At 63.8% G+C, this 22,244-nt stretch carries 20 protein-coding genes; 18 read left to right on the top strand and 2 right to left on the bottom strand.

The window, feature by feature from the left end; translation table 11 throughout:
- Nucleotides 1-38: 38 nt before the first annotated feature.
- Nucleotides 39-1,694 carry a 4Fe-4S dicluster domain-containing protein gene (locus ACFZCE_RS22675; protein ID WP_390942776.1) on the bottom strand — a complete coding sequence of 552 codons (1,656 nt, stop codon included), beginning with the start codon at nt 1,692-1,694 and terminating at the stop codon, nt 39-41.
- Nucleotides 1,695-2,207: 513 nt separating this feature from the next.
- Here ACFZCE_RS22675 and ACFZCE_RS22680 point away from each other — a divergent pair.
- The 9 genes from ACFZCE_RS22680 to ACFZCE_RS22720 all read left to right on the top strand — a co-directional run bounded on the left by ACFZCE_RS22680 (nt 2,208) and on the right by ACFZCE_RS22720 (nt 9,074).
- Entirely contained in the window at nt 2,208-2,957 is a 750-nt protein-coding gene (locus tag ACFZCE_RS22680) for an electron transfer flavoprotein subunit beta/FixA family protein (RefSeq protein WP_390942777.1), read from the top strand.
- Complete coding sequence (locus ACFZCE_RS22685) at nt 2,957-3,886, top strand: FAD-binding protein (RefSeq protein WP_390942778.1); 930 nt, start codon at nt 2,957-2,959, stop codon at nt 3,884-3,886. The genes ACFZCE_RS22680 and ACFZCE_RS22685 overlap by 1 nt, the downstream gene beginning before the upstream one ends.
- 74 nt (nt 3,887-3,960) lie before the next feature.
- Complete coding sequence (locus ACFZCE_RS22690; protein ID WP_390942779.1) at nt 3,961-4,800, top strand: substrate-binding periplasmic protein; 840 nt, start codon at nt 3,961-3,963, stop codon at nt 4,798-4,800.
- The gene (locus tag ACFZCE_RS22695; protein WP_390942780.1) at nt 4,797-5,147 is read left to right on the top strand and encodes a DUF4398 domain-containing protein; all 351 of its coding nucleotides are present in this window, start codon (nt 4,797-4,799) and stop codon (nt 5,145-5,147) included. Before ACFZCE_RS22690 ends, ACFZCE_RS22695 begins: the two co-directional genes overlap by 4 nt.
- The gene (locus tag ACFZCE_RS22700) at nt 5,144-5,950 is read left to right on the top strand and encodes an OmpA family protein (protein WP_390942781.1); all 807 of its coding nucleotides are present in this window, start codon (nt 5,144-5,146) and stop codon (nt 5,948-5,950) included. Before ACFZCE_RS22695 ends, ACFZCE_RS22700 begins: the two co-directional genes overlap by 4 nt.
- A 75-nt stretch (nt 5,951-6,025) precedes the next feature.
- Nucleotides 6,026-7,468 carry an aminotransferase class I/II-fold pyridoxal phosphate-dependent enzyme gene (locus tag ACFZCE_RS22705; protein ID WP_390942782.1) on the top strand — a complete coding sequence of 481 codons (1,443 nt, stop codon included), beginning with the start codon at nt 6,026-6,028 and terminating at the stop codon, nt 7,466-7,468.
- Between the two features lie 99 nt (nt 7,469-7,567).
- Nucleotides 7,568-8,089, top strand: coding sequence for a hypothetical protein (locus tag ACFZCE_RS22710; RefSeq protein WP_390942783.1), 522 nt, complete (start codon nt 7,568-7,570; stop codon nt 8,087-8,089).
- An 85-nt stretch (nt 8,090-8,174) separates the two neighbouring features.
- On the top strand, nt 8,175-8,429 hold the full coding sequence (locus tag ACFZCE_RS22715; RefSeq protein ID WP_390942784.1) for a YkgJ family cysteine cluster protein: 255 nt from the start codon (nt 8,175-8,177) through the stop codon (nt 8,427-8,429).
- A 36-nt stretch (nt 8,430-8,465) separates the two neighbouring features.
- Nucleotides 8,466-9,074: an START domain-containing protein gene (locus ACFZCE_RS22720; RefSeq protein WP_390942785.1), complete on the top strand. Its 609-nt coding sequence runs from the start codon at nt 8,466-8,468 to the stop codon at nt 9,072-9,074.
- Nucleotides 9,075-9,149: 75 nt separating this feature from the next.
- Here the strand turns inward: ACFZCE_RS22720 and gltA are convergent, their stop codons facing one another.
- Entirely contained in the window at nt 9,150-10,439 is a 1,290-nt protein-coding gene (gene gltA / locus ACFZCE_RS22725) for a citrate synthase (RefSeq protein WP_390942786.1), read from the bottom strand.
- Nucleotides 10,440-10,790: 351 nt separating this feature from the next.
- Between gltA and sdhC the strand changes: the two genes are divergently transcribed.
- The 9 genes from sdhC (at nt 10,791) to sucD (ending at nt 22,181) form a co-directional block, all read left to right on the top strand.
- Nucleotides 10,791-11,177 (top strand): succinate dehydrogenase, cytochrome b556 subunit, encoded by a 387-nt coding sequence (gene sdhC, locus ACFZCE_RS22730; RefSeq protein ID WP_390942787.1) that lies wholly within the window; start codon nt 10,791-10,793, stop codon nt 11,175-11,177.
- A complete protein-coding gene (sdhD, locus tag ACFZCE_RS22735) occupies nt 11,171-11,539 on the top strand; it encodes a succinate dehydrogenase, hydrophobic membrane anchor protein (RefSeq protein ID WP_390942788.1) in 369 nt (122 codons plus the stop codon). Before sdhC ends, sdhD begins: the two co-directional genes overlap by 7 nt.
- Before the next feature lie 3 nt (nt 11,540-11,542).
- The gene (gene sdhA / locus ACFZCE_RS22740; protein WP_390942789.1) at nt 11,543-13,315 is read left to right on the top strand and encodes a succinate dehydrogenase flavoprotein subunit; all 1,773 of its coding nucleotides are present in this window, start codon (nt 11,543-11,545) and stop codon (nt 13,313-13,315) included.
- Between the two features lie 12 nt (nt 13,316-13,327).
- A complete protein-coding gene (locus tag ACFZCE_RS22745; RefSeq protein ID WP_390942790.1) occupies nt 13,328-14,032 on the top strand; it encodes a succinate dehydrogenase iron-sulfur subunit in 705 nt (234 codons plus the stop codon).
- A gap of 223 nt (nt 14,033-14,255) precedes the next feature.
- Nucleotides 14,256-17,087, top strand: a complete 2,832-nt coding sequence (locus tag ACFZCE_RS22750) for a 2-oxoglutarate dehydrogenase E1 component (protein ID WP_390942791.1) — start codon at nt 14,256-14,258, stop codon at nt 17,085-17,087.
- A gap of 42 nt (nt 17,088-17,129) precedes the next feature.
- The gene (odhB, locus tag ACFZCE_RS22755; protein WP_390942792.1) at nt 17,130-18,353 is read left to right on the top strand and encodes a 2-oxoglutarate dehydrogenase complex dihydrolipoyllysine-residue succinyltransferase; all 1,224 of its coding nucleotides are present in this window, start codon (nt 17,130-17,132) and stop codon (nt 18,351-18,353) included.
- Nucleotides 18,354-18,475: 122 nt separating this feature from the next.
- A complete protein-coding gene (lpdA, locus tag ACFZCE_RS22760) occupies nt 18,476-19,912 on the top strand; it encodes a dihydrolipoyl dehydrogenase (protein WP_390942793.1) in 1,437 nt (478 codons plus the stop codon).
- A 221-nt stretch (nt 19,913-20,133) separates the two neighbouring features.
- Nucleotides 20,134-21,300, top strand: coding sequence for an ADP-forming succinate--CoA ligase subunit beta (sucC, locus tag ACFZCE_RS22765; RefSeq protein WP_390942794.1), 1,167 nt, complete (start codon nt 20,134-20,136; stop codon nt 21,298-21,300).
- Nucleotides 21,300-22,181: a succinate--CoA ligase subunit alpha gene (gene sucD / locus ACFZCE_RS22770; protein WP_390942795.1), complete on the top strand. Its 882-nt coding sequence runs from the start codon at nt 21,300-21,302 to the stop codon at nt 22,179-22,181. Before sucC ends, sucD begins: the two co-directional genes overlap by 1 nt.
- Nucleotides 22,182-22,244 lie beyond the last annotated feature (63 nt).

Below are 22,244 nucleotides of genomic sequence, written 5' to 3' on the forward strand. Positions count from 1 at the left end.
GCTTCGCCCGGCGGTGCCGGGCGAGGTGCCGTCAGCCTTTACATATTCGGGTAGTTAGGCCCACCCGAACCTTCGGGCGCCACCCAGGTGATGTTCTGGGCAGGGTCTTTGATGTCGCAGGTTTTGCAGTGCACGCAGTTTTGCGCGTTGATCTGAAAACGCTGCTGGCCATCGGCCTCGCTGACCACTTCGTACACCCCGGCCGGGCAGTAGCGCTGGGCCGGCTCGGCGTACAGCGGCAGGTTCTGGCCGATCGGGATGTTCGGGTCGGCAAGCTTCAGGTGGCAGGGCTGGTCTTCCTCATGGTTGGTGCTGGAGAGGAACACCGAGCTCAGCTTGTCGAAGCTCAACTTGCCGTCGGGCTTGGGGTAGTTGAGTTTTTTCGCGTCCTTGGCGGGTTTGAGGCAGGCGTAGTCCGGGGTGGTGTCGCGCAGGGTGATCGGCAGCTTGCCGCCGAACCAGTTCTGCTCGATGTAGTTGAACGCGCCGCCCAGCACCGCGCCGTACTTGTGCAGCGCCGCGCCGAAGTTGCGGCTCTGGAACAGCTCTTCGTACAACCAGCTTTGGCGGAACGCCTCGGGGTAAGCCTCGACCACGTCACCGCCCTCGGCGCCGGCCAGCAGCTTGGCGGCGATGGCTTCGGCGGCGAGCATGCCGGATTTCATCGCGGTGTGGCTGCCCTTGATCTTGGCGAAGTTCAGCGTGCCCAGGTCGCAGCCGATCAGCGCGCCGCCGGGGAACACCATCTTCGGCAGGGAATTCAGCCCGCCCTTGCAAATGGCCCGCGCGCCGTAGGCCACACGCTTGCCGCCTTCGAGGTACTGAGCCACCACCGGGTGGTGCTTGTAGCGTTGAAACTCGTCGAACGGCGACAGGTACGGGTTGCTATAGGACAAGTCGACGATCAGCCCGACCACCACCTGGTTGTTCTCCAGGTGGTAGAGGAACGAGCCGCCCATGTTGTCGTTGTCCAGCGGCCAGCCGGCGGTGTGCACCACCAGGCCGGGCTGGTGCTTGGCGGGGTCGATGTCCCAGATTTCCTTGATGCCGATGCCGTAGTGCTGGGCGTCGGCCTCGCTGTCGAGGGCGAAGCGCTTGATCAGCTGCTTGCCGATATGGCCACGGCAGCCTTCGGCGAACAGCGTGTACTTGCCGCGCAGTTCCATGCCCGGGGTGTACATGCCGTCCTTGGGCTGGCCTTCGCGGTTCACGCCCATGTCGCCGGTGAGGATGCCGCGCACCACGCCGGCTTCGTCGATCAGTGCTTCCTGGGCGGCGAAGCCGGGGTACACCTCGACGCCGAGGTTCTCGGCCTGCTGGGCCAGCCAGCGGCACAGGTTGCCCAGCGAGATGATGTAGTTGCCTTCGTTGTGCATGGTTTTCGGCACGAAGGCGCCGGGGACCTTGCTGGCGGTGGTTGCGCTTTTCAGGAAGTAGATGTCGTCGCGGCTCACCGGGGTGTTCAGCGGCGCGCCGAGGGCCTGCCAGTCGGGGAACAGCTCGTTGAGCGCGCGCGGCTCGAACACCGCCCCGGAGAGAATGTGGGCGCCGACTTCGGAGCCTTTTTCGACCACGCAAACGGTGATGTCCTGGCCCGCGTCAGCGGCCTGTTGCTTTAGGCGGCACGCGGCGGCCAGGCCTGCGGGGCCCGCTCCGACGATGACGACGTCGAATTCCATGTATTCGCGTTCCACAGGTTCTCTCCTAACACGAGGCTGTATTTTCTAATAAGTAGGGGCTTGGCCACCCCGGGGCGGTAGTGCGCGGCCAGGCGCGCTACACAGCGGCCCGTCACGCCGGGCATTGGCAGTATATCTACACCAGACTGCCGGTCCAAATCAAACGTTTGTTTGAAAGTTGCCAAGCCCAGTAAAATCGTGGGGTGCGGCGTTTGTGACCGGGTGGTTCCGCGCCTTGACCGGGTGGGGCGTTGCGGTCAAGATACGAGCGGTTCGCGCTTGGTCAGCCTTGGCAACGCGGGGTGTTTCCCCTGCTAAGGTTACCTTGCAAACCCTCGCGCCAAACAGCTCGCCAGTTTAACGGCGGGCCAGCGCGCGGGGCTGCGGGTTTTCGTCGCAGGCCGGGTAAACCCTCGGGCCGCGGCAACGTTCCAAGCTCAGGTGCCACCCGTTTTCCAGAGGTGCCGTGCCGTGAACGATCGCGGGGTTGCCCGCGACTTCTTTTCACCGGAGAACAACGAGGAATCCATGAAGGTTCTTGTAGCTGTCAAACGAGTGGTCGACTATAACGTCAAGGTTCGCGTCAAGGCGGACAACTCCGGCGTCGATCTTGCCAACGTCAAAATGGCAATGAACCCCTTCTGCGAAATCGCCGTGGAAGAGGCGGTCAAGCTGAAGGAAAAAGGCCTGGCCACCGAGGTGATCGCCGTCTCGGTCGGCCCCACCGCCGCCCAGGAACAACTGCGCACCGCGCTGGCGCTGGGCGCCGACCGCGCCGTGCTGGTTGCCACCGACGATGCCCTCAGCTCCCTGGCCATCGCCAAGGCGCTCAAGGCCGTGGTCGACAAAGAGCAGCCGCAACTGGTCATCCTCGGCAAGCAGGCCATCGACAGCGACAACAACCAGACCGGCCAGATGCTCGCTGCGCTCACCGGTTACGCCCAGGGCACCTTCGCCTCCAAGGTCGAAGTGGCCGGCGACAGCGTCAACGTCACCCGTGAAATCGACGGCGGCCTGCAAACCGTGGCGCTCAAGCTGCCGGCGATCGTCACCACCGACCTGCGCCTGAACGAGCCACGCTACGCCACCCTGCCGAACATCATGAAGGCCAAGAAAAAACCCCTCGAAACCGTCTCCCCGGCGGACCTGGGCGTTTCCACCGCCTCGACCAACAGCATCGTCAAGGTCGAAGCCCCGGCAGCCCGTAGCGCCGGTGTGAAAGTGGGCTCGGTCGCCGAGCTGGTCGAGAAACTGAAAAACGAGGCGAAGGTGATCTGATGGCTACCCTGGTAATCGCTGAACACGAAAACGGCGCCCTGGCTGCCGCCACCCTGAACACCGTCGCCGCTGCCCAGCAGATCGGCGCCGACGTACACGTACTGGTCGCCGGCCAAGGCGTCGATGCCGCCGCCGATGCCGCGGCCAAGGTCGCTGGCGTGGCCAAGGTGCTCAAGGCCGACAACGCCGCCTACGCCCACATGCTGGCCGAGAACATCGCCCCGCTGGTCGTGGAACTGGCCAAGGGTTACAGCCACGTGCTGGCCCCGGCCACCACCAACGGCAAGAACTACCTGCCGCGCGTGGCTGCCTTGCTCGACGTTGACCAGATCAGCGAGATCATCGCGGTCGAAGCGCCAGACACCTTCAAGCGCCCGATCTACGCCGGCAACGCCATCGCCACGGTCAAGTCCAGCGCGGCGATCAAGGTGATCAGCGTGCGCACCACCGGCTTCGATGCCGTCGCCGCCGAAGGTGGCTCGGCCGCCATCGAAGCGGTAGGCGCGGCCCATGACGCCGGCCTGTCGAGCTTCGTCGGTGAAGAACTGGCCAAGTCCGACCGCCCTGAGCTGACCGCGGCGAAGATCGTCGTGTCGGGTGGCCGTGGCATGCAGAACGGCGACAACTTCAAGCACCTGTATGCCTTGGCCGACAAGCTCGGCGCTGCGGTCGGCGCCTCGCGCGCGGCGGTAGACGCCGGCTTTGTGCCGAACGACATGCAGGTTGGCCAAACCGGCAAGATCGTCGCCCCGCAGCTGTACATCGCGGTGGGTATTTCCGGGGCGATCCAGCACCTGGCCGGTATGAAGGATTCCAAGGTGATCGTGGCGATCAACAAGGACGAAGAAGCGCCGATCTTCCAGGTGGCCGATTACGGCTTGGTGGCAGACCTCTTCGAGGCTGTGCCGGAGCTTGAAAAGCTGGTGTGACGCATCGCTTCTGGCATCAGGAGAACCCGGGCATGGCCCGGGTTCTTCGTTTTGACTGACAAGGAATGCAACACATGGCAACACAAACCTTGCGCAGCAGCGCTTGCCTGTTGCTGCTGGGCCTGCTCGCCAGCCACGGCGCGGCGGCCGCCGGCAAGTGCCAGCGGCTGGTCGCCACCGGCAGCCCAGATGCGCCGCCGTTCCTCTGGCGCGACCCACAAGATCCCCAGCGCCTGATCGGCGCCAGCGCCGACGTGCTGCAGCAGTTGGCTGCCGAGCTGGAACTGAAGGTCGACGTGCTCTACGGCGGCCGCCGCGCCCAGGCCCAGGCCCAGGTGCGCAGCGGCCGCATGGACCTGCTCGCCGACCAGCCGTTGCTCGACGCCGACCTCGACACCCTGGACTACATCTACCCACCGCTGGCGCAGAACGACTACCTGGTGTGGCGCCGCCAGGGCGCCGGCCCGGCCTATGCCACCCCGGCCGAGCTGCACGGCGCGCGTGGCGCGGTGTCGGCCAAAGCGCGGCTGACGCCGACCTTCAGCGCCTTTGCCGCCGACAACCTCAACCTCGAACGCCCCGACAACCTCACCCGCACCTTCCAGCGCCTGGTGCTGGGGCAGGTGGACTACATCATCGCCCCGCGCTATGCCGGGCAGGCGATGGCCCGGGCGCTAGGCGTGGCCAATGACGTGCAAATGGGCGAGCTGCCCCTTGATCGCCCCGGCCTGCACCTGGCGCTGGGGCATGATTCGGCCTGCAACGACGCCTGGCTGCGCGGACAACTGGCAAAAAAAATGACAGAATTGGCAGCCTCCGGGCGGATGCAAGGCATCCTGCAACGCAACATGGAACGCTGGCAGGCTGAGCAGGCCTCACCGGCCAGCCCCGCAAAACCTCAGGACACCCCGTGATCGCACGTATTTCCCTCGCCGCCGCGCTGCTCGCCGCCGCTGGCTGCAGCAATGCCCCGGCCCCCACCGAACAACTGCGCGTGACCGACCAGGCCATCGCCCAGGCCCAGGCGGTCACCGGCGAGCAAGCCGCCCCGGCGCTGGCGCAGGCCCGGGAAAAAGCCGCGCAGGCCCGTGCCGAGCAGGCCAGTGGCGACAACAAGGCCGCGCGCCTGGCCGCCGAGCAGGCCGAGCTGGATGCCCGCGTGGCCGAAGCCCAGGCCTTGGCCAACAAGAGCGATGCCCAGGTGCGGCAATTGCAAACCCGTATCACGGCGCTGCGCAAGCAGTTGGAGGCCGCGCAATGAGCCGTTACCCAGGGTTGCTGCTGCCGTTGCTGCTGCTCGCCGGTTGCGCCGCCCAGCCGGGCGCTGGCGACCTGCTGCCCGCGGCCCGCGAGCAAGTGCAAGCGCTCAACCACGATGCCGCCGCGCTGCGCCTGGCGCCGATGGACGTAAACCGCGCCAGCGAGTCCCTTACCCGCGCCGAGCGCCTGGGCGATTACTGGGGCAGCGGCGCCGATGTGCAGCATTACGCCTACCTCAGCCTGCGCTACGCCGACATCGCCCGTGCCCATGCGCGGGTAGAGGCGAACCAGGAGGCCGTGGCCAAGCTCGACCTCGAGCGCCAACGCCTGCAGTTGTCGCTGCGTGAATCGCGGCTGGCCAGTGTGCAGCGCCAGGGCAAATGGCTGGAGGCGCAGTTGCTGGCCTTGACCACCAGCGACGCCGACCGCGGCCTGGTGCTCACCCTGGGGGATGGCCTGTTCGACACCGGCGAGGCCGACCTGCAACCGGCGGCCAACCGTACCCTGCTCAAGCTGGTGCAGTACCTGCAGGTCAACCCCAAGCGGGTGGTGCGCATCGAAGGCTACACCGACAACACCGGCAGCGCCGCCGACAACCTCGCGCTGTCGCGCCAGCGCGCCCAGGCCGTGGCCGATGTGCTGGCCGACCTGGGCATCGAGCCGGCGCGCTTGCAGGTGGAGGGCTACGGCGATCAATATCCACTGGAAGCCAACGCCAGCGAGCAGGGCAGGGCGCTCAACCGCCGCGTCGAGGTGGTGATTTCCGACCGCAACGGTGTGCTCGGCGCGGGGCGCTCGGGCTGAAGCGGGTTGTTTTCGGGTAATTGAAGGTGCCGCCAGGCGGCGGTACCGCGGAACACGGAGCGCAGTGCACCTGCCATGACCAACCTGTTGCTGTACCAGCGTATCGCCCAGCAACTGGCCGATGACATCCGCCGGGGCGTGTACCGCCCGGGTGAAAAAGTGCCCTCGGTGCGCAAGCTTAGCGCGCAGCTCAATGTCAGCCATGCCACGGTGCTGCAGGCCTACGCCAGCCTCGAAGACCAGGGGCTGATCCGCGCCCGCCCGCAGTCGGGCTACTACGTGCACCAAACCCCGGCCTTGACCGCGCCCACGCCCGACATCGCCCGGGTCGAGCGCCCGGGGCTGGTCACCCGCAGCAGCATCATCGAGCAGGTGCTCGACGAGTCGCGCAAGGAAGGGGTGTTCCCGCTGGGCTCGGCGGTTCCGCACCCGTCGTACCTGCCGGTGCGGGCGCTGCATCAGCAACTGGCGCGGGTCACCCGCTTCCAGAGCCAGCGTGCCTTCAGCTACATGTTCAGCCCCGGTTACGAGCCGCTGCGCCGGCAGATCGCCATTCGCATGCGCGATGCCGGGGTGGTGGTCGACCCCAGCGAGGTGGTGATCACCCATGGCGCGGTCGATGCGCTGCAAATGGCCCTGCGCGTGCTCACCCGCCCAGGCGACCTGATCGCCGCTGAATCGCCTACCTATTACGGGCTGCTGCAGTTGGCCGACCTGCTCGGCCTGAAGGTCATCGAAATCCCCAGCGACCCGGCCCTGGGCATCAGCGTCGAAGCCCTGCAACTGGCCGCCAACCAGTGGTCGATCAAGGCCCTGGTGCTGGCCGCGCGGTTGAGCAACCCGCTGGGCAGCACCATGCCCGAAGAGCGCCAGAAGCACCTGTTACGCCTGGTGGGCGACTTCAACATCCAGGTGATCGAAGACGACGTGTCGGGCGAGCTGGTGTTCGATCCGGGCCGCTACAAGGCGCTCAAGGCCTATGACAAAGCCGGCCAGGTGGTGTATTGCTCGAGCTTCAGCAAAACCCTGTCGCCGGGTGTGCGCATCGGCTGGATGCTCGCCGGGCGGCACCAGGCCGAGGTGCAGCGGCTGCAAACCTTCAGCACCCACTCTGCCTGCAGCGTGACCCAAATGGCCGTGGCGGGCTACCTTGAGCACGGTGGCTACGACCGCCAACTGCGCTACGTGCGCCAGGAGTTTCGCAAGAACCTCAGTGTGTACCAGTTGGCGGTGCAGCAGCACTTTCCCGCCGGCACCCAGATGACCCGCCCGGTCGGTGGTTTTGTGCTGTGGGTCAGCCTGCCGGGGCGGGTCGACACCCAAGAGCTGCACGTGCGCGCGCTCGAGCATGGCCTGTCGATCGCGCCGGGGCTGATCTTCAGCAACACCGAGCAGTTCAACCATTGCATCCGCCTGAACTGCGGCATCCCCTGGAACCAGGAAACCGAACAGGCGCTGATGACCCTCGGCTGGCTCGCCAGCCAGTTGTGCCAGGAAAGCGGGAACGGCTTGCTGTAGCGTTTGGTCAAGATGTTCACGTGGCCACACTTGCCAGCCGCACCCGCAAGGGCGAGCATAGGGGCCTGTACACCGTTGTGTTTTTTGGCTGCCTTGCCCATGAAACGAATCGCCCTGATTGGCCTGCTTTGCCTGCCGCTGTGCACACTGGCCCACGCCACCGCCGCCTTGCCGGCCGCGGTGGCGATTGCGCCGGTACCGCTGTTGCTGGCTGAAGCGGGTACCGGCCAGGTGCCGCCCAAGGCGCAGCCAATCAAAAAAACCGCGCCGGCCAAAAAGGCCGTGGCCACGAAAAAAACCAGCAGCAAGCCCGCGGCAAAAAAAACCGCCAGCAAAAGCAGCGCGCGCAAGCAGGCCGATACGGTGGCCAATACCTTGCCCGCGCCAAAGCTTGACCTGTCTTTGCCCAAAAACATGGTCGACAAACTAGAGCCAGAGGCCAAGCTGCAGGCTGGCGCGGCGCCCAAGCCCGTGCTACCCAAGTTGTTCGAGCAGAAGCAGGGCAGGGAACCTTTCGAGCTCAACGGCCGGCTGCTCAGCAACGAGATGGACTTGAACCTGCGCAACGATGCGCGCAAGGACGTCGACGGCGCCGCGCTGGATTTCAAATTTTCGCAATGAATTTCATTCACGCTGTGATTTGAAACGCTCGTTTGAGCCGTTACTATCAGGGCGTTCGTATTCGAGCTTCCGAGGCCTGACCTTCATGCAATGCCGTTCCGGCTGTGGCGCCTGCTGTATCGCGCCATCCATCACCTCCGCCATCCCGGGCATGCCCGAGGGCAAGCCGGCGGGGGTGCGCTGTGTGCAACTGCTGGCCGATGCGCGTTGCGCCATCTTCGGCCAGCGCGAGCGCCCAGCGGTGTGCGCGGGGTTCAAGCCGGAGCCGGGTGTGTGCGGCGAAGACCGCGAGGCGGCCATCCGCCTCATCGGTTGGCTCGAAGCGGCGACGGCGGCCTAGGCCGCCGCCCCCTGATCTTCAAAACAAGGAAAACACATGAGATCACTCCCCCGGCTTGCAATGTTGTTCACCCTGGCCAGCCTGCCGCTGGCCAGTGCATGGGCCGAAGACTGGAAGGTCGCCAAGCAGGAAGATGGCATCACCGTGTCGCTGGCCGATGTGCCTGGCTCCAGCTACAAGGCCTACCGCGGCAGCGCGGTGATCAACGCCAGCGTCGAGAAGATCCGCCTGCTGCAAGAAGACCTCACCAACGCCTGCCATACCTGGATGAACGAGTGCAAAGACGCCCGCGTGCTCAAGGTCGAGGGCAACCAGGCCTGGACCTACACCCAGTTCAACACGCCGTGGCCGGTGACCCCGCGTGATTCGGTGGTGCGGGTCACCACCGAAACCCAGCCAGACGGCGGCCTGACCCGCAGCATCGAGGGCCTGCCCACCTACATGCCCGAGCAAAAGGGCTTTGTGCGGGTGACCCAGGTGCAGGGCTTCTGGAAGCTGGTGCCAAAAGGGCCGAACGTGACCGAGGTGACCTACCAGGTGCACACCGAGCCGGGTGGCAGCGTGCCGTCGTGGGTGGCCAACAAGTTCGTGGTCGATGCGCCGTTCACCACGATGAAGGGCTTGCGGGCGGCGGCGGAGAAATAATACCGGCCATTGGGCAATAAAAAAGGCCACCCCGAGGGGTGGCCTTTTCAATCCCGGCAAACGCGGGCGCGTGGCTTAGCCGCGGTCTTCGAGCTTGACCATGTCGCGTTTGGGCGAACCGGTGTACAGCTGGCGCGGGCGGCCGATCTTGTACGGGCCGGAGAGCATTTCTTTCCAGTGCGAAATCCAGCCGACGGTGCGTGCCAGGGCGAAGATCACCGTGAACATGCTGGTCGGAATACCAATCGCCTTGAGAATAATGCCGGAGTAGAAGTCGACGTTCGGGTACAGGTTGCGCTCCTTGAAGTAAGGATCGTTGCGCGCGATTTCGTCGAGTTTCATCGCCAGTTGCAACTGCGGGTCGTTTTTCACCCCCAGTTCGGCCAGTACTTCGTCGCAGGTCTGTTTCATGACCTTGGCGCGCGGGTCGAAGTTCTTGTACACGCGGTGGCCGAAGCCCATCAACTTGAACGGGTCGTTCTTGTCCTTGGCCTTGGCCAGGTACTTGTCGATGTTCGACACGTCGCCGATTTCATCGAGCATGGCCAGTACCGCTTCGTTCGCGCCACCGTGGGCCGGGCCCCAGAGCGCGGCGATGCCGGCGGCGATGCAGGCGAACGGGTTGGCGCCCGAGGAGCCGGCCAGGCGCACGGTCGAGGTGGAGGCGTTTTGCTCGTGGTCGGCGTGCAGGATGAAAATGCGGTCCATGGCGCGCGCCAGCACCGGGCTGATCGGTTTGATCTCGCACGGCGTGTTGAACATCATGTGCAGGAAGTTCTCGGCGTACGACAGGTCGTTGCGCGGGTACATCATCGGTTGGCCGATGGAGTACTTGTAGACCATCGCCGCCAGGGTTGGCATTTTCGCGACCAGGCGGATCGCCGAGATTTCGCGGTGCTGCGGGTTCTGGATGTCGAGCGAGTCGTGGTAGAACGCCGACAGCGCGCCGACCACGCCGCACATCACCGCCATCGGGTGAGCGTCGCGGCGGAAGCCGTTAAAGAAGGTCTTGAGCTGCTCGTGGACCATGGTGTGGTTTTTCACGGTGCCGACGAACTTGGCCTTCTGCTCGGCGTTGGGCAGTTCGCCATTGAGCAGCAGGTAGCAGGTTTCGAGGTAGTCCGATTGCTCGGCCAGCTGTTCGATCGGGTAGCCGCGGTGCAGCAGCACGCCTTGCTCGCCGTCGATGTAGGTAATGCTGGATTCGCACGAGGCGGTGGACATGAAGCCCGGGTCAAAGGTGAACACGCCCGAGGCGGTCAGTTTGCGGACGTCGATGACATCAGGCCCAACGGTGCCGTTTAAAATGGGCAGCTCGACGGGGGCGGCGCCCTCGATGATCAACTGCGCTTTTTTGTCAGCCATGTGGCCTCCTAATTATGCTTCAAATCATCTGACAGACCCCCCACGCAGGGCCCGCATCACTATAGAGGGATAAACGGCAAAGTCAATTTGCCAAGTGTTAGCCTTTAGCCGCACGCCAGAGGGCTTTTTGTCCCCTTTTCAATGCCATTTACGCCTTTTGACCGGTGATTGCAATGCGCCGTTCGGGGCGGTGCTTTGCGTTGTCATGAGCAGCCTAACTGTCTATACTCGGCGTCCGACCGCCAAGGGCTTTCAAAAGCTCATTCAAGTGGTGTCGTCACTCCCTGGGTGGTGGGTACCTGACCAGTACACTTCCCAACAACTTGCCCTGCTTGCAAGGGGCTCTTCAGTGTGAAAAAAGCCGTGAATAGCCAACGACCTGTAAACCTAGACCTAAGGACCATCAAACTCCCTGTCACAGCTTATACGTCCATCCTCCACCGTGTTTCCGGTGTCATCCTCTTCGTCGGCATTGCCATTGCGCTGTGGGCGCTGGGCAAGTCGCTCGGTTCCGAGGAAGGCTATGGTGATGTGAAGGCGTTCCTGGCCAACCCCCTGGCCAAGCTCGTGATCTGGGGCCTGCTCTCTGCCCTGCTGTACCACCTGGTTGCCGGCGTGCGCCATCTGGTGATGGATACGGGGATCGGCGAAACGCTCGAGGGCGGCAAGCTGGGCTCGAAAATCGTCATCGTCGTCTCGGTGGTGCTCATCGTTCTGGCAGGAGTCTGGGTATGGTAACCAACGTCACAAACCTGTCCCGTTCGGGCCTCTATGATTGGATGGCACAACGGGTCTCTGCGGTCGTTCTCGCGGCTTATTTCCTCTTCCTGATCGGTTACCTCGTGGTACACCCAGGCCTGGAATACGCCCAGTGGCACGCTCTGTTCTCCAATAATCTGATGCGCATCTTCAGCCTTCTGGCCCTGGTCGCCCTGAGCGCCCACGCCTGGGTTGGCATGTGGACCATCTCCACCGACTACCTCACGCCGATGGCGCTGGGCAAGTCGGCGACGGTGGTGCGTTTCCTGTTCCAGGCGGTGTGTGGCGTCGTGATGTTCGCCTACTTCGTCTGGGGTGTGCAGATTCTCTGGGGTATTTGAGTCATGTCTAGCATTCGTACACTGAACTACGACGCCATCATCATCGGTGGCGGCGGCGCCGGCATGCGTGCCGCGCTGCAACTGGCCCAGGGCGGCCACAAAACCGCCGTGGTCACCAAGGTGTTCCCCACCCGTTCGCACACCGTGTCCGCCCAGGGTGGCATCACCTGCGCGATCGCCTCGGCAGACCCGAACGACGATTGGCGCTGGCACATGTACGACACCGTCAAGGGGTCGGACTACATCGGTGACCAGGACGCGATCGAATACATGTGCCAGGTTGGCCCGCAAGCGGTCTTCGAACTGGACCACATGGGCCTGCCGTTCTCGCGCACCGAAACCGGCCGCATCTACCAGCGCCCGTTCGGTGGCCAGTCGAAAGACTTCGGTAAAGGTGGCCAGGCCGCCCGTACCTGCGCCGCCGCCGACCGTACCGGCCACGCGCTGCTGCACACCCTGTATCAGGCCAACCTGAAGAACGGCACCACCTTCCTCAACGAGTGGTACGCGGTCGACCTGGTCAAGAACCAGGATGGCGCCTTCGTCGGCGTGATCGCGATCTGCATCGAAACCGGTGAAACCGTCTACATCCGCTCGAAGGCCACGGTGCTCGCCACCGGCGGCGCGGGCCGCATCTACGCCTCCACCACCAACGCCCTGATCAACACCGGCGACGGTATCGGCATGGCGCTGCGCGCGGGCGTACCGGTGCAAGACATCGAAATGTGGCAGTTCCACCCCACCGGCATCGCCGGCGCCGGTGTACTGGTCACCGAAGGTTGCCGCGGTGAAGGTGGCTACCTGATCAACGCCCACGGCGAGCGTTTCATGGAGCGCTACGCGCCCAACGCCAAGGACCTCGCCGGCCGCGACGTGGTCGCCCGTTCGATGGTCAAGGAAGTGCTGGCCGGCAACGGCGTGGGCCCGAACAAGGACCACGTGCTGCTCAAGCTCGACCACCTCGGCGAAGAAGTGCTGCACAGCCGCCTGCCAGGCATCTGCGAACTGTCGAAGACCTTCGCTCACGTCGACCCGGTCACCGCGCCGATTCCGGTTATCCCGACTTGTCATTACATGATGGGCGGTGTGGCCACCAACATCCATGGCCAGGCCATCACCATGGACAAGGAAGGCGTCGATCACGTGATCCCAGGGCTGTTCGCCGTGGGTGAAGTGGCTTGCGTATCGGTTCACGGCGCCAACCGCCTGGGCGGCAACTCGCTGCTCGACCTGGTGGTATTCGGCCGCGCCGCCGGCCTGCACCTGGAAAAGGCGCTGTCCGAAGGCATCGAATACCGCGACGCCAGCGACACCGACATCGACGTCGCCCTGTCGCGCCTGGCCAGCCTCAACGAGCGCACCACCGGCGAAGACGTCGCCACCCTGCGCCGCGAGCTGCAAAGCTGCATGCAGAACTACTTCGGTGTGTTCCGTACCGGCGAATACATGGAGAAGGGCATCGCCCAATTGGCGAACCTGCGTGAACGTATCGCCAACGTGAAGATCAACGACAAGAGCCAGGGCTTCAACACCGCCCGGATCGAAGCGCTTGAACTGCAAAACCTGCTGGAAGTCGCAGAAGCGACGGCGATCGCCGCCAACACCCGCGAAGAATCCCGCGGCGCTCACGCCCGTGAAGACTTCGAAGACCGTGACGACGAGAACTGGCTGTGCCACACCCTGTACTACCCGGGTGAGAAAACCGTGGCCAAGCGTGGCGTCAACTTCGCGCCGAAGACCGTACCGGCCTTCGAACCTAAAGTCCGGACTTACTAAGGGGTGATCACCATGTTGAATGTCAGCGTCTATCGTTACAACCCCGACCAGGACACCGCGCCGGCGATGGTCGACTTCCAGATCGACACCGGCGGCAAGGACCTGATGGTGCTTGACGTGCTGGCCCTGATCAAGGAGCAGGACGAAGGCTTCTCCTATCGTCGCTCCTGCCGTGAAGGCGTGTGCGGTTCCGACGGCATGAACATCAACGGCAAGAACGGCCTGGCGTGCATCACGCCGCTGTCCGCCGTGGTCAAGGGTAACAAGCTGGTGCTGCGCCCGCTGCCAGGTTTGCCGGTCATACGTGACCTGGTGGTCGATATGAGCATCTTCTACAAGCAGTACGAGAAGGTGAAGCCATTCCTGCAGAACGACGAACCGGCCCCGGCCATCGAACGCCTGCAGACCCCGGAAGACCGCGAGAAGCTCGACGGCCTGTACGAGTGCATTCTGTGCGCGTGCTGCTCGACCAGCTGCCCGAGCTTCTGGTGGAACCCAGACAAGTTCCTGGGCCCGGCGGCGCTGCTGCAAGCCTATCGTTTCCTGGCTGACAGCCGCGACACCCGCACCAACGAGCGCCTGGCGTCGCTGGACGACCCGTTCTCGGTGTTCCGTTGCCGCGGGATCATGAACTGCGTGAACGTCTGCCCGAAGGGTCTGAACCCAACCAAGGCGATCGGCCACGTACGTAACATGCTGCTGTCCAGCGGTACCTGATTCAAAAAGCTGTAACGCTGTGCCGCCTTGTCCCGGGCGCTGTTGCCCGGGCCAAGGTGAAATTGGGCAAGGCTCACAAGGCCACTGCCTTTACTTTTGAAGAAATGAGACCAGCAGGGGCATCCGGGCTGGTACCCGGAACATCAGTGGGAACGATTGGCACTCGCAGCGCGCGAGGGCTTTGTTTTCGCCGATGGTGGCCCCTAACCGAGGGTGACCAAGCATGCAAGAAAGCGTGATGCAGCGCATGTGGAACAGCGCCCACCTTTCAGGTGGTAACGCTGCCTATGTGGAAGAGCTCTACGAGCTTTACCTGCACGACCCTAACGCTGTGCCAGAAGAGTGGCGCACCTACTTCCAGAAGTTGCCCGCCGACGGCAGCACCGCTCCGGACGTTTCGCACTCGACCGTTCGCGACCATTTCGTACTGCTGGCAAAGAACCAGCGCCGCGCACAGCCGGTTTCCGCCGGGAGCGTGAGCAGCGAGCACGAGAAGAAGCAAGTTGAAGTACTTCGAATGATCCAGGCCTTCCGGTTGCGTGGCCACCAGGCTGCCCAGCTGGACCCGCTAGGCTTGTGGAAACGACCCGCACCGGCCGACCTGTCGATCAATCACTACGGCATGACCAATGCCGATCTAGACACGACCTTCCGTACCGGCGACCTGTTCATCGGTAAGGAAGAAGCGAGCCTACGTGAAATTCACGAGGCGTTGCAGTTGACATATTGCCGCACCATCGGCGCCGAGTTCATTCACATCGTCGATTCCGAGCAGCGCAGCTGGTTCCAGCAGCGCCTCGAAAGCGTACGTGGCCGCCCGGTGTATTCGGCCGATGTGCAAAGCCACGTGCTCGAGCGCGTGACCGCCGCCGAAGGCCTCGAGAAGTACCTGGGCACCAAGTACCCGGGCACCAAGCGCTTTGGCCTGGAAGGTGGCGAAAGCCTGATCCCGATGCTCGACGAAATCATCCAGCGTTCCGGCTCGTACGGTTCGAAGGAAATCGTCATCGGCATGGCCCACCGCGGCCGCCTGAACGTGCTGGTCAACACCCTGGGCAAGAACCCACGGGAACTGTTCGACGAGTTCGAAGGCAAGAAGAAGGTCGAGCTCGGCTCGGGCGACGTGAAGTACCACCAGGGCTTCAGCTCCAACGTCATGACCGGCGGCGGCGAAGTGCACCTGGCGATGGCGTTCAACCCTTCCCACCTGGAAATCGTCTCGCCAGTGGTTGAAGGTTCCGTACGCGCCCGCCAGGACCGCCGCAACGACGGCAACGGTGACAAGGTCGTGCCGATTTCCATCCACGGCGACGCCGCGTTCGCGGGCCAGGGCGTGGTGATGGAAACCTTCCAGATGTCGCAGACCCGCGGCTTCAAGACTGGCGGCACCATCCATATCGTCATCAACAACCAGGTCGGCTTCACCATCAGCAACCCGCTGGACGCGCGCTCCACCGAGTACGCCACCGACGTGGCGAAGATGATCCAGGCGCCGATCCTGCACGTGAACGGCGACGACCCGGAAGCCGTGCTGTTCGTGACCCAGCTGGCGGTCGACTACCGCATGCAGTTCAAGCGTGACGTGGTCATCGACCTCGTCTGCTACCGCCGCCGTGGCCACAACGAGGCCGACGAGCCGAGCGGCACCCAGCCGCTGATGTACCAGCAGATCGCCAAGCAGCGCACCACCCGCGAACTGTTCGCCGAGCGCCTGGTGCAGGCCGGTGCCCTGGGCGCCGACGCCGTGCAGGCACAGGTCGATGAGTACCGCAACGCGCTGGACAACGGCCTGCATGTGGTCAAGAGCCTGGTCAAGGAGCCGAACAAAGAGCTGTTCGTCGACTGGCGCCCGTACCTGGGCCACTCCTGGACCGCCCGCCACGACACCCGCTTCGACCTGAAAACCCTGCAGGAACTGTCGGCCAAGCTGCTGGCGGTGCCGGAAGGCGTGGTGGTTCAGCGCCAGGTGTCGAAAATCTACGAAGATCGCCAGAAGATGCAGGCCGGTGGCTTGCCGATCAACTGGGGCTACGCCGAGACCATGGCCTATGCCACGCTGATCTTCGAAGGCCACCCGATCCGTATCACCGGCCAGGACGTGGGCCGTGGCACCTTCTCGCACCGCCATGCGGTGTTGCACAACCAGAAGGACGCCACCAGCTACGTACCGATGAAGCACCTGTACGACGGCCAGCCCGCGTTCGAACTGTACGACTCCTACCTCTCCGAAGAGGCGGTGCTGGCGTTCGAATACGGCTACTCGACCACCGCGCCCAACTCGCTGGTGATCTGGGAAGCCCAGTTCGGTGACTTCGCCAACGGCGCGCAAGTGGTGATCGACCAGTTCATCACCAGTGGCGAGCACAAGTGGGGCCGCCTGTGTGGCCTGACCATGCTGCTGCCGCACGGCTACGAAGGGCAGGGCCCGGAGCACTCCTCCGCGCGCCTGGAGCGCTACCTGCAACTGTGCGCCGAGCACAACATTCAGGTGTGCGTACCGACCACCCCGGCACAGATCTACCACCTGCTGCGCCGCCAGGTCGTGCGCCCGCTGCGCAAGCCGCTGATCGTGTTCACGCCCAAGTCGCTGCTGCGCCACAAGCTGGCGGTGTCGACGCTCGAAGAGCTCGCCGACGGCTCGTTCCAGACCGTGATCCCGGAAATCGACGCGCTCGATCCGGCCAAGGTCGAACGCCTGGTGCTGTGCAGCGGCAAGGTGTACTACGACCTGCTGGAAAAACGCCGTGCCGAAGGCCGCGAAGACATCGCCATTCTGCGTGTCGAGCAGCTGTACCCGTTCCCGGAAGACGACCTGGTCGAAGTGCTGGCGCCCTACAAGGCCCTCAAGCACGCCGTATGGTGCCAGGAAGAACCGATGAACCAGGGCGCCTGGTATCAGAGCCAGCATCACTTCCGCCGTATCCTGGCTGGTCATAACAAAGACCTGTTCCTGGAATACGCTGGCCGTGACTCCTCTGCCGCCCCGGCCTGCGGGTATGCATCGATGCACGCTGAACAGCAGGAAAAACTGCTGAACGCCGCCTTCAACGTTTAATGCCTTCGAGCCAACGAAACCGAATTTAAGGAACCACAAAGAATGGCTATCGAGATCAAAGCCCCCACTTTCCCGGAATCGGTCGCCGACGGCACCGTTGCCACCTGGCACAAGAAACCGGGCGAGGCCGTAAAGCGTGACGAGCTGATTGTCGACATCGAAACCGACAAGGTTGTACTGGAAGTGCTCGCCACCGCTGACGGCGTACTGGGCGCGATCGTCAAGAACGAAGGCGACACCGTTCTGTCGGACGAGCTGCTGGCCACCATCGAGGAGGGCGGTGCCGCCGCCGCCGCGCCGGCCGCTGCCCCTGCCGCTGCCCCCGCGGCGGCTGCCGCCCCGGCCGCTGCCGACGACGACGCCATCGGCGCGCCCGCCGCGCGCAAGTTGGCTGAGGAGAACGGCATCGCCCTGGCGAGCATCAAGGGCACCGGTAAAGATGGCCGCGTGACCAAGGAAGACGTGGTTGCCGCCATCGAAGCCAAGAAGAGCGCCCCTCAGGCCCCGGCCGCCAAGCCTGCCGCCGCCCCGGCCGCGGCACCGACCGTTCAGGGTTCGGGCGACCGCACCGAGAAGCGCGTGCCGATGACCCGCCTGCGCGCCAAGATCGCCGAGCGCCTGGTCGAAGCACAGTCGAACATGGCCATGCTGACCACCTTCAACGAAGTCGACATGACCGAAGTCATGGCCCTGCGTTCGAAGTACAAGGACCTCTTCGAGAAGACCCACAACGGCGTGCGCCTGGGCTTCATGTCGTTCTTCGTGAAGGCCGCCACCGAAGCGCTGAAGCGCTTCCCGGCGGTCAACGCCTCGATCGACGGCAACGACATCGTCTACCATGGCTTCGCCGATGTCGGCGTAGCCGTGTCGAGCGACCGTGGCCTGGTGGTGCCAGTACTGCGCAACGCCGAGTCGATGAGCCTGGCTGAAATCGAAAACGGCATCGCCACCTTCGGCAAGAAGGCCCGCGACGGCAAACTGTCGATCGAAGAAATGACTGGCGGCACCTTCACCATCACCAACGGCGGTACCTTCGGTTCGATGATGTCGACCCCGATCGTCAACCCGCCGCAGGCCGCGATCCTCGGCATGCACAACATCATCCAGCGCCCGATGGCCGTCAAAGGCCAGGTCGAGATCCGCCCGATGATGTACCTGGCGCTGTCTTACGATCACCGCTTGATTGATGGCAAGGAAGCGGTAACCTTCCTGGTCACCATCAAGAACCTGCTTGAAGACCCGGCTCGTCTGCTGCTGGATATCTAAAACGGTAGTCGCAAAGGGCAAGGCGCAAGCCGCGCGTGGGGCTAACCCACACGGCTTGCGCGCCGCCTTGCGACTTGAAGCTTGCAGCTTGTAGCTCTACGCAGCGTAGCTAAGGACAAACCATGACCCAGAAATTCGACGTAGTAGTGATCGGTGCCGGCCCTGGCGGCTATGTGGCCGCGATCAAGGCCGCCCAATTGGGCCTGAAGACCGCCTGCATCGAGAAGTACACCGACAAGGATGGCAAGCAAGCCCTCGGCGGTACCTGCCTGAACGTTGGCTGCATCCCGTCCAAGGCGCTGCTCGACAGCTCCTGGAAGTACAAGGAAGCCAAAGAGAGCTTCAACGTACACGGCATCTCCACCGGCGAAGTGAAAATGGACGTCGAAGCGATGGTTGGCCGCAAGGCTGGCATCGTCAAGAACCTGACCAGCGGTGTCGCCACCCTGTTCAAGGCCAACGGCGTGACCTCCATCGAAGGCCACGGCAAGCTGCTGGCTGGCAAGAAGGTCGAAGTCACCAAGCCTGACGGCAGCACCGAAGTGCTCGAGGCCGACAACGTCATCCTCGCTTCCGGCTCGCGCCCGATCGACATCCCGCCAGCCCCGGTCGACCAGAACGTCATCGTCGACTCCACCGGCGCCCTGGAATTCTCCGCCGTACCGAAGCGCCTGGGCGTGATCGGCGCGGGCGTGATCGGCCTGGAGCTGGGTTCGGTATGGTCGCGCCTGGGTGCCCAGGTGACCGTGCTCGAAGCCCTCGACACCTTCCTGATGGCCGCTGACACCGCGGTGTCCAAGGAAGCGCTGAAAACCCTGACCAAACAGGGCCTGGACATCAAACTGGGCGCCCGCGTGACCGGCTCGAAGGTCAACGGCGACGAAGTCGAAGTGGCCTACACTGACGCCAACGGCGAACAGAAAATCGTCTTCGACAAGCTGATCGTAGCCGTCGGCCGCCGCCCGGTGACCACCGACCTGCTGGCCTCCGACAGCGGCGTCGACATCGACGAGCGCGGCTTCATCTTCGTCGACGACTACTGCGCCACCAGCGTGCCGGGCGTTTACGCCATCGGCGACGTGGTTCGCGGCCTGATGCTGGCGCACAAGGCGTCGGAAGAAGGCATCATGGTCGTCGAGCGCATCAAGGGCCACAAGGCCACCATGAGCTACGACCTGATCCCGTCGGTCATCTACACTCACCCGGAAATCGCGTGGGTTGGCAAGACCGAGCAGTCGCTGAAGGCCGAAGGCGTTGAAGTGAACGTCGGTACCTTCCCGTTCGCCGCCAGCGGCCGGGCCATGGCCGCCAACGACACCGGCGGTTTCGTCAAGGTCATCGCCGATGCGAAGACCGACCGTGTACTGGGTGTGCACGTGATCGGCCCAAGCGCGGCCGAACTGGTGCAGCAGGGCGCCATCGCCATGGAATTCGGCACCAGCGCCGAAGACCTGGGCATGATGGTGTTCTCGCACCCGACGCTGTCCGAGGCGTTGCATGAAGCAGCCCTGGCCGTGAATGGCGGTGCCATCCACGTTGCCAACCGCAAGAAGCGTTAACAATAAGAAACCAACGGCGCACCGCCCGTCGTGAGCCCCCCGGGGCCCACCGCGGAACGTACGCCGGACGCAACGATGTAGGGCCGGCCAGGCCTGCCGGGTGAACCACGCGATCCCGCGTGGGTTTGCACCGGCCTTGCAACGAGCAGTCACAGGTGGCGCGGCACCCGACCACGGGCGCAGCGCCGAGAGCGCAGTACCTAACGAAGACGGTAAAAAGCATGAATCTTCACGAGTATCAGGGTAAGCAGCTGTTCGCTGAATACGGCCTGCCGGTATCCAAGGGCTACGCGGTAGACACCCCGGAAGCCGCCGCAGAGGCGTGCGACAAGATTGGTGGTACCGAATGGGTCGTCAAGGCTCAGGTCCACGCCGGTGGCCGCGGTAAAGCGGGCGGCGTAAAGCTGGTCAAGAGCAAGGAAGACGCCAAGGCCTTCGCCGCCCAGTGGTTGGGCAAGCGCCTGGTGACCTACCAGACTGATGCCAATGGCCAGCCCGTCACGAAGATCCTGGTCGAGTCGTGCACCGACATCGCCAAGGAACTGTACCTGGGCGCGGTGGTGGATCGTTCCAGCCGTCGTATCGTGTTCATGGCTTCCACCGAAGGTGGCGTCGACATCGAGAAAGTCGCCCACGACACCCCGGAAAAAATCCTCACCGCCACCGTTGACCCGCTGGTCGGCGCGCAGCCTTTCCAAGGCCGTGAGCTGGCGTTCCAACTGGGCCTCGAAGGCAACCAGATCAAGCAGTTCACCCAGATTTTCGTGGGCCTGGCCAAGCTGTTCCAGGACTACGACCTGGCCCTGCTGGAAATCAACCCGCTGGTGATCAAGGCCGACGGCAACCTGCACTGCCTGGACGCCAAGATCAACATCGACAGCAACGCCGTGTACCGCCAGCCGAAGCTGCGCGAGTTCCACGACCCGTCGCAGGACGACCCGCGCGAAGCCCACGCCGCCAAGTTCGAACTGAACTACGTTGCCCTCGAAGGCAACATCGGCTGCATGGTCAACGGTGCTGGCCTGGCCATGGGTACCATGGACATCGTCAACCTGCATGGCGGCAAGCCGGCCAACTTCCTTGACGTGGGCGGTGGCGCCACCAAGGAACGCGTGACCGAAGCCTTCAAGATCATCCTGTCCGACAGCAATGTCCAGGCAGTGCTGGTCAACATCTTCGGCGGCATCGTTCGCTGCGACATGATTGCCGAAGGCATCATCGGCGCCGTGAAAGAAGTCGGCGTGAAGGTACCGGTTGTGGTTCGCCTCGAAGGCAACAACGCTGAACTGGGTGCCAAGGTGCTGGCTGAAAGCGGTCTGAACATTATCGCGGCAACCAGCCTGACCGACGCTGCGCAACAAGTCGTCAAAGCCGCGGAGGGCAAGTAATGAGCGTCCTGATCAATAAAGACACCAAGGTTATCTGCCAGGGCTTCACCGGCTCGCAAGGTACCTTCCACTCCGAACAGGCCATCGCCTACGGCACCAAGATGGTCGGCGGCGTGACCCCCGGCAAGGGCGGCACCACCCACCTGGGCCTGCCGGTGTTCAACACCGTCAAGGAAGCCGTAGAGCAAACCGGCGCTGAAGCCTCGGTGATCTACGTACCGGCTCCGTTCTGCAAAGACTCGATCCTGGAAGCGGCCTTCGGCGGCATCAAGCTGATCGTGTGCATCACCGAAGGCATCCCGACCCTCGACATGCTTGACGCCAAGGTCAAGTGCGACGAGCTGGGCGTGCGCCTGATCGGCCCTAACTGCCCGGGCGTGATCACCCCCGGCGAATGCAAGATCGGCATCATGCCCGGTCACATTCACCTGCCAGGCAAGGTCGGTATCGTTTCCCGTTCCGGCACCCTGACCTACGAAGCGGTCAAGCAGACCACCGACGCTGGCTTCGGCCAGTCGACCTGCGTGGGTATCGGCGGCGACCCGATCCCGGGCTCGACCTTCATCGACATCCTGAAGCTGTTCCAGGAAGACCCGAAAACCGAAGCCATCGTGATGATCGGTGAAATCGGTGGTTCGGCCGAAGAAGAAGCCGCGGCCTTCATCAAGGCCAACGTGACCAAGCCCGTGGTCAGCTACATCGCTGGCGTGACCGCACCGCCCGGCAAACGCATGGGCCACGCAGGCGCCATCATTTCTGGTGGTAAAGGCACCGCGGACGACAAGTTCGCTGCCCTGCAAGACGCTGGCGTGAAAACCGTCCGCTCGCTGGCTGACATCGGCAAGGCCCTGGCCGAGCTGACTGGCTGGCCAACCAAGTAAGGCATTGCCCTTACGCGGTAGCGCAAAGGCCACCTTCGGGTGGCCTTTGTTTTTGGGGGAACG

It is taken from the genome of Pseudomonas sp. NPDC007930, assembly GCF_042958985.1.
Classification (GTDB): Bacteria; Pseudomonadota; Gammaproteobacteria; order Pseudomonadales; family Pseudomonadaceae; genus Aquipseudomonas.

What these genes read in the sequence shown, in the direction of transcription:
- ACFZCE_RS22680 (WP_390942777.1), top strand. Translation starts at nt 2,208, where the DNA reads ATGAAGGTTCTTGTAGCTGTCAAACGAGTGGTCGACTATAACGTCAAG.
- ACFZCE_RS22685 (WP_390942778.1), top strand. Translation starts at nt 2,957, where the DNA reads ATGGCTACCCTGGTAATCGCTGAACACGAAAACGGCGCCCTGGCTGCC.
- ACFZCE_RS22690 (WP_390942779.1), top strand. Translation starts at nt 3,961, where the DNA reads ATGGCAACACAAACCTTGCGCAGCAGCGCTTGCCTGTTGCTGCTGGGC.
- ACFZCE_RS22700 (WP_390942781.1), top strand. Translation starts at nt 5,144, where the DNA reads ATGAGCCGTTACCCAGGGTTGCTGCTGCCGTTGCTGCTGCTCGCCGGT.
- ACFZCE_RS22705 (WP_390942782.1), top strand. Translation starts at nt 6,026, where the DNA reads ATGACCAACCTGTTGCTGTACCAGCGTATCGCCCAGCAACTGGCCGAT.
- ACFZCE_RS22710 (WP_390942783.1), top strand. Translation starts at nt 7,568, where the DNA reads ATGAAACGAATCGCCCTGATTGGCCTGCTTTGCCTGCCGCTGTGCACA.
- ACFZCE_RS22715 (WP_390942784.1), top strand. Translation starts at nt 8,175, where the DNA reads ATGCAATGCCGTTCCGGCTGTGGCGCCTGCTGTATCGCGCCATCCATC.
- ACFZCE_RS22720 (WP_390942785.1), top strand. Translation starts at nt 8,466, where the DNA reads ATGAGATCACTCCCCCGGCTTGCAATGTTGTTCACCCTGGCCAGCCTG.
- gltA (WP_390942786.1), bottom strand. Translation starts at nt 10,439, where the DNA reads ATGGCTGACAAAAAAGCGCAGTTGATCATCGAGGGCGCCGCCCCCGTC.
- sdhD (WP_390942788.1), top strand. Translation starts at nt 11,171, where the DNA reads ATGGTAACCAACGTCACAAACCTGTCCCGTTCGGGCCTCTATGATTGG.
- sdhA (WP_390942789.1), top strand. Translation starts at nt 11,543, where the DNA reads ATGTCTAGCATTCGTACACTGAACTACGACGCCATCATCATCGGTGGC.
- ACFZCE_RS22745 (WP_390942790.1), top strand. Translation starts at nt 13,328, where the DNA reads ATGTTGAATGTCAGCGTCTATCGTTACAACCCCGACCAGGACACCGCG.
- ACFZCE_RS22750 (WP_390942791.1), top strand. Translation starts at nt 14,256, where the DNA reads ATGCAAGAAAGCGTGATGCAGCGCATGTGGAACAGCGCCCACCTTTCA.
- odhB (WP_390942792.1), top strand. Translation starts at nt 17,130, where the DNA reads ATGGCTATCGAGATCAAAGCCCCCACTTTCCCGGAATCGGTCGCCGAC.
- lpdA (WP_390942793.1), top strand. Translation starts at nt 18,476, where the DNA reads ATGACCCAGAAATTCGACGTAGTAGTGATCGGTGCCGGCCCTGGCGGC.
- sucC (WP_390942794.1), top strand. Translation starts at nt 20,134, where the DNA reads ATGAATCTTCACGAGTATCAGGGTAAGCAGCTGTTCGCTGAATACGGC.
- sucD (WP_390942795.1), top strand. Translation starts at nt 21,300, where the DNA reads ATGAGCGTCCTGATCAATAAAGACACCAAGGTTATCTGCCAGGGCTTC.